This window comes from Nonomuraea antimicrobica (genome assembly GCF_039536965.1).
Taxonomy (GTDB): domain Bacteria; phylum Actinomycetota; class Actinomycetes; order Streptosporangiales; family Streptosporangiaceae; genus Nonomuraea; species Nonomuraea antimicrobica.
Window position 1 is genome coordinate 105763 of sequence record NZ_BAAAZP010000008.1, and the last position, 10031, is coordinate 115793.

A 10031-nucleotide genomic window follows, 5' to 3' on the forward strand; every position below is an offset into this window, starting at 1 on the left:
AGGTGGATGGCCTGCGCAGGTGTGATGCGAGTTTCCCACGTGGTTGATCCATGTGCGTGAGCCCCGTGCGCCCTGCGCCGGGGCTGTTCTCATGTCAGGGCCCTTCGCCGGTGGCACATCTGGAAGGAGGCCCATGGCGAAGGCGGATAAGGCGACAGCGGTTGCCGAGCTCAAGCGCGAGTTCGAGGGCAGCGCCGCCGCCGTTCTGACCGAGTACCGCGGTCTCACCGTTGCCCAGCTCAAGGAGCTGCGCGTCTCTCTCGGTGGGAATGCGAAGTTCGCCGTGGCGAAGAACACCCTGACCAAGATCGCGGCCAACCAGGCCGGCGTGTCGGGCCTCGACAGCCTGCTCAAGGGTCCGACCGCGATCGCTTTCGTCAGCGGAGACGTTGTCGAGGCGGCCAAGGGTCTGCGTGACTTCGCCAAGGCCAATCCCCTTCTGGTGATCAAGGGCGGCGTGCTCGAGGGCAAGGCCCTCGACGCCGCCGAGATCACCAAGCTCGCCGACCTCGAGTCCCGCGAGGTCCTCCTCGCGAAGCTCGCCGGTGCCATGAAGGCGAAGCAGAGCGCCGCTGCCGCGATGTTCGCCGCTCTGCCCACGCAGATGGCTCAGTTGGCCGACGCTCTGCGCGCCAAGCGCCAAGAGGCTGGCGGCGAGTAGCACGGGGGTTGCCGCACACACCGCGGTCCCGTTCCTAGTTTTCAGTAAGCCCTAAACGTAAGGAAACGATCATGGCGAAGCTCAGCACCGACGAGCTGCTCGACGCGTTCAAGGAGATGACGCTGCTCGAGCTGTCCGACTTCGTGAAGGTCTTCGAGGAGACCTTCGACGTCAAGGCCGCCGCCCCGGTCGCGGTTGCCGCCGCTCCCGCCGCCGGTGGTGCGGCCGCCGCCCCCGAGCAGGAGGAGCAGGACGAGTTCGACGTCATCCTCGAGGCCGCCGGCGACAAGAAGATCCAGGTCATCAAGGAGATCCGCGCCCTCACGTCCCTGGGCCTCAAGGAGGCCAAGGACCTGGTGGACGGCGCTCCGAAGCCGGTCTTCGACGGCAAGGTCAACAAGGAGCAGGCGGAGAAGGCCAAGGCTGCCCTCGAGGGCGCCGGCGCCACCGTGACCGTGAAGTAACTTCCCCCTTCACTTCACGCAAGAGCTCTTCGGAAAGAGGCGGACACACCCTGGTGCCGGGTGTGCCGCCTCTTTTCGCGTTCCTGGGGTCGGATTCGCGGCGGGGTGGGCGGCGGCGTGCGGGCGCTGGCGTGGGGGCGGCGGCGTGCGGCTCAGAAGATTCTCATGTTCGTCTCATCGCCGGGCCAAGCGGCTTGCCTAGCGTGCGAGTGTGGTTACCGAAGCGAAGTCTCGTTGGGCGCCGGCCGCGCTGCTCGTCGGCACCGGCGTGCTCTACATCTGGGGCCTGGACGCCTCGGGGTGGGCCAATTCCTTCTACTCGGCGGCGGTGCAGGCCGGCAGTCAGAGCTGGAAGGCCTTCTTCTTCGGGGCCTCCGACGCCGCCAACGCGATCACCGTCGACAAGACGCCCGCCTCGCTGTGGCCGATGGTGCTCAGCGTGCGGCTGTTCGGGCTCAACTCCTGGGCGATCCTCGTGCCACAGGCGCTCATGGGCGTCGGCGCGGTGGCGATGGTGTACGCCTCCGTGCGGCGGCTGTTCTCCCCCTGGGCGGCGCTGCTGGCGGGCGCCGCGATGGCGGTCACGCCCGTGGCCGTGCTGATGTTCCGGTTCAACAACCCCGACGCGCTGCTCGTCCTGCTGCTGAGCGTGGCGGCGTACTGCGTGATCCGGGCGCAGGAGCGGGGCTCCACGCGGTGGCTGGTGCTGGCGGGGAGCGCGATCGGGTTCGCGTTCCTGGCGAAGATGTTGCAGGCGTTCCTGGTGCTGCCGGGGTTCGCGCTGGTCTACCTCGTGACGGCGCCGGTGGCCTTCTGGCGGCGCGTCGGCCAACTGGCGCTGGCCGGCGCGGCCATGCTCGTCTCGGCCGGGTGGTGGCTGCTGGCCGTGGCGCTGGTGCCCGCGGCCGACCGGCCTTACATCGGCGGCTCCCAGACCAACAGCGTCCTGGAGCTGGCGCTCGGCTACAACGGCATCGGACGGCTCAACGGCGACGACTACGGCGGCCTGGGCAACCTCAACCAGGAGGCCGGGTGGCTGCGGATGTTCGACACCGAGGCGGGCGGGCAGATCTCCTGGCTGCTGCCGGCCGCGCTCGCGCTGCTGGTCGCGGTCACGTGGCTGACCCGGAGGGCGCCGCGGGCCGATCCCGTACGCGCCGCGTTCTGGGTGTGGGGGAGCTGGCTGGTCGTGACCGGGGTGGTGTTCAGCCTGATGCAGGGCATCTTCCACGCCTACTACACCGTGGCGCTGGCTCCGGCCATCGCGGCGCTGGTGGGCATGGGGGTGGCCGTGCTCTGGGAACGCGGGGCACGCAGGGGCCTGGCCCTGGTGACGGCGGTGACGGCCGTGTGGGCGTACGTGCTGCTGTCGCGCAGCGCCGACTGGAACGCCTGGCTGGGCACGGCCGTGCTGGTGGTGGGGCTGGGGGCGGCGCTGGCCCTGCTGTTCACCCGGCGCACGCTGGCCGTGCTCGCCGTCGCCGCGGTCGCGTGTCTGGCGGGGCCGGCGGCGTACGCGGTGGACACGGCCGCGTCACCGCACACGGGTGCCATTCCGACCGCCGGGCCGGCCACCGGTGGGGGGTTCGGGAGGGCGTCCGGCGGCGGGTTCCAGCGCCCGGGGGGTGGCGGGCAACCACCGCGCCAGTGGCAGCCCGGTGGCCAGCCGCAGGGTTCTGGCACCGACGGGAGCGCGCAGGGCCGCGGCGGGGCGAGCCGCGGCGGCATGGGTGGCGGCGGCATGGGTGGCGGCGGAGGCATGGGCGGGCTGCTCAACGCGGGCACTCCGTCCGCCGAGCTGACCGCGTTGCTGAAGTCCGACGCCTCGGCCTACACGTGGGCGGCGGCGACGGTCGGCTCCAACAACGCGGCCGGATACCAGCTTGCCGCCGGAGTGCCCGTGATGGCGGTGGGCGGCTTCAACGGCACCGATCCCGCACCGACGCTGGAGCAGTTCAAGCAGTACGTCGCCGAGAAGAAGATCCACTACTTCCTTGGCACCGGCATGGGCGGTCGGTCGGGCCGGAGCACGGGAGGCAGCGACGACGCGGCCCAGATCGCGGCCTGGGTCCAGGAGACCTTCACGCCCTCCACGGTCGGCGGCACCACGGTCTTCGACCTCACCCAGGCGGGGTGACCCCCGCAGCCGGCGGCCTCCTGAGACCCCGTCATCCGGGGCCGTCGTCCTGAGGTCGGGCCGGTCGGTCAGTGGTCGCGCGGAGCTGGAGGCGTTGGCACCCAGGTCGTACGGGATCGGGCTGGTCGGTCAGTGGTCGCGCTGAGCTGGAGGCGTAGGCATCCAGGTCTCGCGGAATCGGCCCGGTCAGTTGGCGGCCGCGCGGACCCTGGCGATGGCGCTGGTGTCCATGTAGTCCCTGGCGTGGACGATCCGGCCGTTCCTGACGCGCAGCACCAGCAGTCCGGGCACGGTGATCGGCCGGTCGCCCGCCACCACGAACACGGTCTGCTCCACCACCACGACCTCCGGGTCCTCCGTACGGTGCAGCGCGTCCCGGCGTACCTCCCGGGCCTCGAACGCGCCGGCCCCCCACATCCCGTGATAGCCCACGCGGATCGCCTCCCTCCCCGCGAAGGGCGGCAGCCCGCCGAACGGGAACTCGTGCAACCCGTCCTCCGCGTACAGGTCGGCCAGCTCGTCGGCCGACTTGTGGAGCATGGCCGCGTGGTACGCAGTGACGATCTCGTCGATGGTCATGTCCGATCCCTCGATTTCACTCAACAGTCGTTGACTCAACGAGCGTAGAGCGAAAGTGCGCGCTCGGTCAACGCATGTAGAGTCGGTGCGTGGGTGAGAGAGTGCTGCCGCGAGCCGAGAGGCGGCGCAGGACCGAGGGGAAGATCCTCGACGCCGCCAGATCGCTCTTCGCCGACGTGGGCTACGAGCGCGCCACCATCCGGGGCGTCGCCGGGGCGGCCGGGGTCGATCCGGCCCTGGTGATGCAGTACTTCGGCAGCAAGGAGGAGCTGTTCCGGCACGCCGTGAGGGTGATGCCGGCCCCCGACGGCGAGCTGGGCGCGGAAGAGGTGGTCGAGCACCTGCTCGGCAGCCTCACTGTGAAGATGGGTGAGCTGCCGCAGGGCTCCCTGGCCATGATGCGTTCCATGCTCACCCACCCCGAGGCCGCCGCCTCGGCGCGGCAGGTGCTGGGCCAACAGATCGACCGGCTCGCCGAGGCTCTGCCCGGCGACGACGCCCGCCTGCGCGCGGCGCTGATGACGCTGGTCATGCTGGGTGTGGCCGTGGGCCACCAACTCCTGGAGCTGGACGAGCTGCGCGGGGTCCCCCAGGAGGAGATCGCCCGCCTGCTGCGTCCCAGCCTGCACACACTTACTGGACAGGACGTCTCATAACCGCTCGATAGCAAGCCGTTGGATCCCGTTCCCATTCCGCGGAACGCCCTTACGGTGGGGGCGCGGCCGAAGTATGGTGTGCGGCACGTGAACCCCTGAGTACTCCCTGCGATCGGGAAGGTGACAGTGGGCGTCGAGGTCGTGGTCGACGGGCTGACCAAGTCGTTCGGCCGGCAGGTCATCTGGGAGGACGTCTCGCTCACGCTGCCCGCGGGCGAGATCTCGGTGCTGCTCGGCCCCTCGGGCACCGGCAAGTCGGTGTTCCTCAAGACCCTGGTCGGCCTGCTGCGCCCCGACCGCGGGCACATCTGGATCGACGGCCACGACCTGGCCAACTGCCCCGAGAGCAAGCTGTACGAGCTGCGCCGCCTCTTCGGCGTCCTGTTCCAGGACGGCGCCCTGTTCGGCTCGCTCAACCTCTACGACAACATCGCCTTCCCCCTGCGCGAGCACACCAAGAAGTCCGAGGCCCAGATCCGCCGGATCGTGATGGAGAAGATCGACCTGGTCGGCCTGCAGGGCGACGAGGCCAAGCTGCCTGGCGAGATCTCCGGCGGCATGCGCAAGCGCGCGGGCCTGGCCAGGGCGCTCGTGCTGGACCCGGAGATCATCCTGTTCGACGAGCCCGACTCCGGCCTCGACCCGGTGCGCACCGCGCTGCTCAACCAGCTCATCGTCGACATCAACGCCGAGATCGAGGCGACGTTCCTGATCGTGACCCACGACATCAACACCGCCAGGACGGTCCCCGACAACATCGGGCTGCTGTTCCGGCGCGAGCTGGTGATGTTCGGCTCGCGCGAGATGCTGTTGTCGAGCGACGAGCCGGTGGTGCGGCAGTTCCTGAACGCCCGCAGGCACGGCCCCATCGGCATGTCCGAGGAGAAGGACGTCTCCGAGTTGGCGGCCGAGGCGCGGATGGGGCACGACCCCGGCCCACTGCCGCCGATCCCGCCCCAGCTCATGCCGACCGGCGGCCGGATCCGCGGCACCCAGCGACCGCCCGGCGCCTGGCTGGCGGCCAACGGGGTGATCCCGCCGCAGGGGTCGTTCGTGGACGAGCGCGGCCGCAACTGGCTGGAGGAGTATCCCCGCCTGATCAACGCCCACCTGCACGGCATCGCGTAGACGCAGGGCCGGATCCTCGGGGCGGAGAGCGCCGACCTCCGGCCGGGCAATCGCCTCCCGGGCCCCCACCGGCGGGCCGGGAACCGCGCCCCGAATCCCGTACGGCGGGCCCGGAACCGCGTCCCGAGCCCCCGATTCTGGGTGGGCCGGGGAACCGGGCCCGAGGCCCAGAACGCGTCCACAGCCCCGGAGGACCCCGAAGGGCGGAAAACGCGTGCCGGGCGCTCAGCGAGCCGCTGAGGGCCGCCTGAAGGCATTTATGGGTAATGTCCCGATCGGCCTGCTGGTGATCGTGGCCGCGCAGGCGTCAGGGTGGGGACGGTCTCGGGGACCCGGCCCGATCGCGGCGGGCGGCGGGAGGCGAGGGGGTCGCTGCCCAACCGGCTCCGTCGATTCGCGGACTTCGGGGCTCGGTGTCGCGTTATGATCCGGCAGCGACCAGCCGGAAGAGGGGTGAGCAGACGTGGCAGGACTTGCCGTACGGCCCGCCCGCATCCTGATCGCGGCGCTCAGCGGGCTGCTGGCGGTGCTCGTCGGCGCGGGCGTGTGGATCGCCGCCCTGGCGCGCGACGAGCAGGGCAGGGCGGGCGAGGGGCAGGCCGTGCTGCTGGCCGCGGGCCTGCACGCCAAGAACCTGATCTCGCTCGACTACAAGACCGTCGACGCCGACATGCGGCGCATCCTCGAGTCTTCCACCGGCTCGGCCAGGGCCGAGTACGAGGCCAACGCCGCCAAGCTCAAGTCGACCACCCTGGAGAACAAGGTCGTCCAGCAGGGCGTGCTGCGCGCGACCGGCCTGGTCTCGATGACCGCCACCACGGCCAGGGTGCTGGTCGTGGCCGACGTGGAGATCCGCTGGGACGGCTCCAAGAGCGCGCCCCAGGACCGCTACTACCGCTGGCAGATGGACCTGGGCAAGGCCGGCCGCCTGTGGCTGGTGTCGAAGGTGGTGCAGGTGACGTGAGGATCTTCACGATCGCGCTGCTGGGCGTGCTGGTCGTGGCGGGGGCCGTACTGGTGCCGACCATGTGGTTCAACCTCCAGGAGTTGCGCGGCGCCGACGCGGCTCGGGCCGAGGCGGTGGCCGCGGCCAGGAAGGCGGCGCCCGACCTGCTGTCGTACGACTACCGGACGGTGGAGCAGGATCTGACCAGGGCGGGGACGTTCACCACCGGCGAGTTGACCCGGCACTACAAGGAGCTGACCAAGACCCTGGTGACCAAGGCCAAGGCGCAGAAGATCGTGCAGACCGTGGCAGTGGCGGGCGCGGGGGTCGAGCGGGCCGAGCCGGACCGGGTAGAGGTTCTGCTGTTCGTGAACACTGGTACGGTCAAGGAGATCCCCGGCAAAGTAGGGCTTCAGCAAGAGTTCGCCCAGAACCGAGCCAGGTTCGTCATGGTGCGGCAAGGATCTCGCTGGCTGGTGGCGGCCCTGTCCACACTGCTGGGGAGCGCGTGAGGCCCCGAATGATCGCGGGCGTGCCGCTTCCTTCAATTGTTACCAAAAATCGGGTTTAGCGCGGCCCTTGATCGGGGTACTTCAGTCACAGCTACACCGGTTGTCGGCATGGGTTCGCCCCCCGGTGTGACAGAGCGTTAACCGCCCCCGTTCGCGGGTATCGTCTTGGGCCTGGCGGTAGGCGATCAGTCACACAGGGGAGAAAACCCAGCGTCCGGGCCCTGAGTCGGCTAAAAGTCGGGCTTGCGGGCTTGACGTTTCCGCCTGAACGGGCGATGCTGCGACCAACGTGGAGCATGCAGCGAGGGTGAAGTGGACAGGCGTGTGCCGTTCGGCTACACTGCCCCTTTGCGCTGCCCTTTGACGACCCGCGATGCTTGCTCACGTTGCGAGGTTGTCTGGCGTGCGTGTAGTCAGTCCGCCGCGAGCCCTCGGAAGGACATCTGTTGGCAGCCTCGCGCAACGCCTCCGCCGTACCCGCTGGTCCCCGTCGCGTCTCTTTTTCGCGCATCCAGGAGCCTCTCGAAGTTCCTGACCTTCTCGCCCTGCAGACCGAGTCGTTCGACTGGCTGCTCGGAAACGAGAAGTGGAAGGCCCGGGTAGAGGCGGCTCGCCAGGCCGGGCGCAAGGACGTCCCGACCCAGTCGGGCCTCGAAGAGATCTTCGAAGAGATCAGTCCCATCGAGGACTTCTCGGGGACCATGTCCTTGTCGTTCCGCGATCACCGGTTCGAGCCGCCGAAGTACTCCGTAGACGAGTGCAAAGAGAAGGACATGACCTTCTCCGCCCCGATGTTCGTGACGGCGGAGTTCATCAATAACACCACCGGTGAGATCAAGAGCCAGACGGTGTTCATGGGTGACTTCCCGCTCATGACGCCGAAGGGCACCTTCATCATCAACGGCACCGAGCGTGTCGTGGTCTCGCAGTTGGTCCGCTCGCCCGGTGTCTATTTCGACCGCAGTGTCGACAAGACGTCCGACAAGGACCTCTACGGCTGCAAGGTCATCCCGTCGCGGGGTGCCTGGCTCGAGTTCGAGATCGACAAGCGCGACAGCGTCGGCGTGCGTATCGACCGCAAGCGCAAGCAGGCCGTCACGGTGCTGCTCAAGGCGCTGGGCTGGACCAGCGAGCAGATCGTCGAGCGCTTCGGCCAGTACGAGTCGATGCGGGCGACCCTGGAGAAGGACCACACGGCCGGCCAGGACGACGCCCTGCTCGACATCTACCGCAAGCTGCGGCCCGGTGAGCCGCCGACCAAGGAGTCGGCGCAGACCCTGCTGGAGAACCTCTACTTCAACCCCAAGCGTTACGACCTCGCCAAGGTGGGTCGTTACAAGATCAACAAGAAGCTGGGCGTTGACGCGGAGATCACTCACGGCACGCTGACCGAGGACGACGTCGTCGCCACGATCGAGTACATCGTGCGCCTGCACGCGGGCGAGGAGTCGATGCCGGGCGCCAACGGCGAGGCCATCGTCGAGGTCGACGACATCGACCACTTCGGCAACCGCCGCCTGCGCAGCGTCGGCGAGCTGATCCAGAACCAGGTCCGCCTGGGTCTGGCCCGCATGGAGCGGGTCGTGCGCGAGCGGATGACCACGCAGGACGTCGAGGCGATCACCCCGCAGACCCTGATCAACATCCGCCCGGTGGTGGCCTCGATCAAGGAGTTCTTCGGCACCTCGCAGTTGTCGCAGTTCATGGACCAGACCAACCCGCTGGCCGGTCTGACCCACAAGCGGCGACTGTCCGCGCTGGGTCCCGGTGGTCTGTCGCGTGAGCGGGCGGGCTTCGAGGTCCGTGACGTGCACCCGTCCCACTACGGCCGGATGTGCCCGATCGAGACCCCCGAAGGCCCCAACATCGGCCTGATCGGCTCGCTGGCCTCCTACGGCCGGATCAACGCGTTCGGGTTCGTCGAGACGCCCTACCGCAAGGTCGTCGACGGCAAGGTCACCGACCAGATCGACTACCTGACCGCCGACGAGGAAGACCGGTACGTCAAGGCGCAGGCCAACACGACGCTCAACTCCGACGGGTCGTTCGCCGAGCCGCGCGTGCTGGTGCGCACCAAGGGTGGTGAGACCGAGCTGGCCCGTGCCGAGGAGGTCGACTACATCGACGTGTCGCCGCGCCAGATGGTGTCGGTGGCCACCGCGATGATCCCGTTCCTCGAGCACGACGACGCCAACCGCGCGCTCATGGGCTCCAACATGCAGCGCCAGTCGGTGCCGCTGCTCAAGAGCGAGGCGCCGCTGGTCGGCACCGGCATGGAATACCGTGCCGCGACCGACGCCGGCGACGTCATCAGCGCCGAGAAGGCCGGCGTGGTCGAGGAGGTCTCCGCCGACTACATCACGGTCATGAACGACGACGGCACGCGCACCACCTACCGCGTGGCCAAGTTCAAGCGCTCCAACCAGGGCACCTCGTTCAACCAGAAGCCCATCGTCGCCGAGGGCGACCGGGTCGAGGTCAACCAGGTGATCGCCGACGGGCCGTGCACCGACAAGGGTGAGATGGCGCTGGGCAAGAACCTCCTGGTGGCGTTCATGCCGTGGGAGGGCCACAACTACGAAGACGCGATCATCCTGTCCCAGCGCCTGGTCCAGGACGACGTCCTGTCCTCGATCCACATCGAGGAGCACGAGGTCGACGCCCGTGACACCAAGCTGGGTCCCGAGGAGATCACCCGCGACATCCCCAACGTGTCGGAGGAGGTCCTGGCCGATCTCGACGAGCGGGGCATCATCCGCATCGGCGCCGAGGTGGTGCCGGGTGACATCCTGGTCGGCAAGGTCACGCCAAAGGGTGAGACCGAGCTGACGCCGGAGGAGCGGCTGCTGCGCGCGATCTTCGGGGAGAAGGCCCGTGAGGTGCGTGACACCTCGCTGAAGGTGCCGCACGGCGAGCAGGGCAAGGTCATCGCGGTGCGCGTGTTCAGC

General features: G+C 68.9%; 9 protein-coding genes. 8 read left to right on the forward strand and 1 reads right to left on the reverse strand.

Annotated features, from left to right (window positions below):
• The first annotated feature begins 133 nt into the window (after nucleotides 1–133).
• From rplJ to ABD844_RS02755, 3 genes are all read left to right on the forward strand, one after another.
• Entirely contained in the window at nucleotides 134–661 is a 528-nt protein-coding gene (gene rplJ, locus ABD844_RS02745) for a 50S ribosomal protein L10 (protein ID WP_344872561.1), read from the forward strand.
• Nucleotides 662–732: 71 nt separating this feature from the next.
• Nucleotides 733–1125 carry a 50S ribosomal protein L7/L12 gene (gene rplL, locus ABD844_RS02750; protein WP_344872563.1) on the forward strand — a complete coding sequence of 131 codons (393 nt, stop codon included), beginning with the start codon at nucleotides 733–735 and terminating at the stop codon, nucleotides 1123–1125.
• Between the two features lie 211 nt (nucleotides 1126–1336).
• The gene (locus ABD844_RS02755) at nucleotides 1337–3262 is read left to right on the forward strand and encodes a mannosyltransferase YkcB-related protein (RefSeq protein ID WP_344872565.1); all 1926 of its coding nucleotides are present in this window, start codon (nucleotides 1337–1339) and stop codon (nucleotides 3260–3262) included.
• Nucleotides 3263–3448: 186 nt separating this feature from the next.
• On the opposite strand, the gene ABD844_RS02760 is transcribed toward ABD844_RS02755, so the two are convergent.
• Nucleotides 3449–3841: a nuclear transport factor 2 family protein gene (locus tag ABD844_RS02760; protein WP_344872567.1), complete on the reverse strand. Its 393-nt coding sequence runs from the start codon at nucleotides 3839–3841 to the stop codon at nucleotides 3449–3451.
• A gap of 89 nt (nucleotides 3842–3930) precedes the next feature.
• Here ABD844_RS02760 and ABD844_RS02765 point away from each other — a divergent pair, with 89 nt between their 5' ends.
• The 5 genes from ABD844_RS02765 to rpoB all read left to right on the forward strand — a co-directional run.
• A complete protein-coding gene (locus ABD844_RS02765) occupies nucleotides 3931–4497 on the forward strand; it encodes a TetR/AcrR family transcriptional regulator (RefSeq protein ID WP_344872569.1) in 567 nt (188 codons plus the stop codon).
• 126 nt (nucleotides 4498–4623) lie between these two features.
• Nucleotides 4624–5625: an ABC transporter ATP-binding protein gene (locus ABD844_RS02770; RefSeq protein WP_344872587.1), complete on the forward strand. Its 1002-nt coding sequence runs from the start codon at nucleotides 4624–4626 to the stop codon at nucleotides 5623–5625.
• 463 nt (nucleotides 5626–6088) lie between these two features.
• Nucleotides 6089–6589 (forward strand): hypothetical protein, encoded by a 501-nt coding sequence (locus ABD844_RS02775; RefSeq protein ID WP_344872571.1) that lies wholly within the window; start codon nucleotides 6089–6091, stop codon nucleotides 6587–6589.
• Nucleotides 6586–7083, forward strand: coding sequence for a hypothetical protein (locus tag ABD844_RS02780; protein ID WP_344872573.1), 498 nt, complete (start codon nucleotides 6586–6588; stop codon nucleotides 7081–7083). The genes ABD844_RS02775 and ABD844_RS02780 overlap by 4 nt, the downstream gene beginning before the upstream one ends.
• Before the next feature lie 446 nt (nucleotides 7084–7529).
• The coding region (gene rpoB, locus ABD844_RS02785; protein ID WP_344872575.1) for a DNA-directed RNA polymerase subunit beta at nucleotides 7530–10031 on the forward strand (2502 nt) is incomplete at its 3' end.

Excerpts from the sequence above, each read along its gene's own strand:
- rplJ (WP_344872561.1), top strand. The coding sequence starts at position 134 with ATGGCGAAGGCGGATAAGGCGACAGCGGTTGCCGAGCTCAAGCGCGAG.
- rplL (WP_344872563.1), top strand. The coding sequence starts at position 733 with ATGGCGAAGCTCAGCACCGACGAGCTGCTCGACGCGTTCAAGGAGATG.
- ABD844_RS02760 (WP_344872567.1), bottom strand. The coding sequence starts at position 3,841 with ATGACCATCGACGAGATCGTCACTGCGTACCACGCGGCCATGCTCCAC.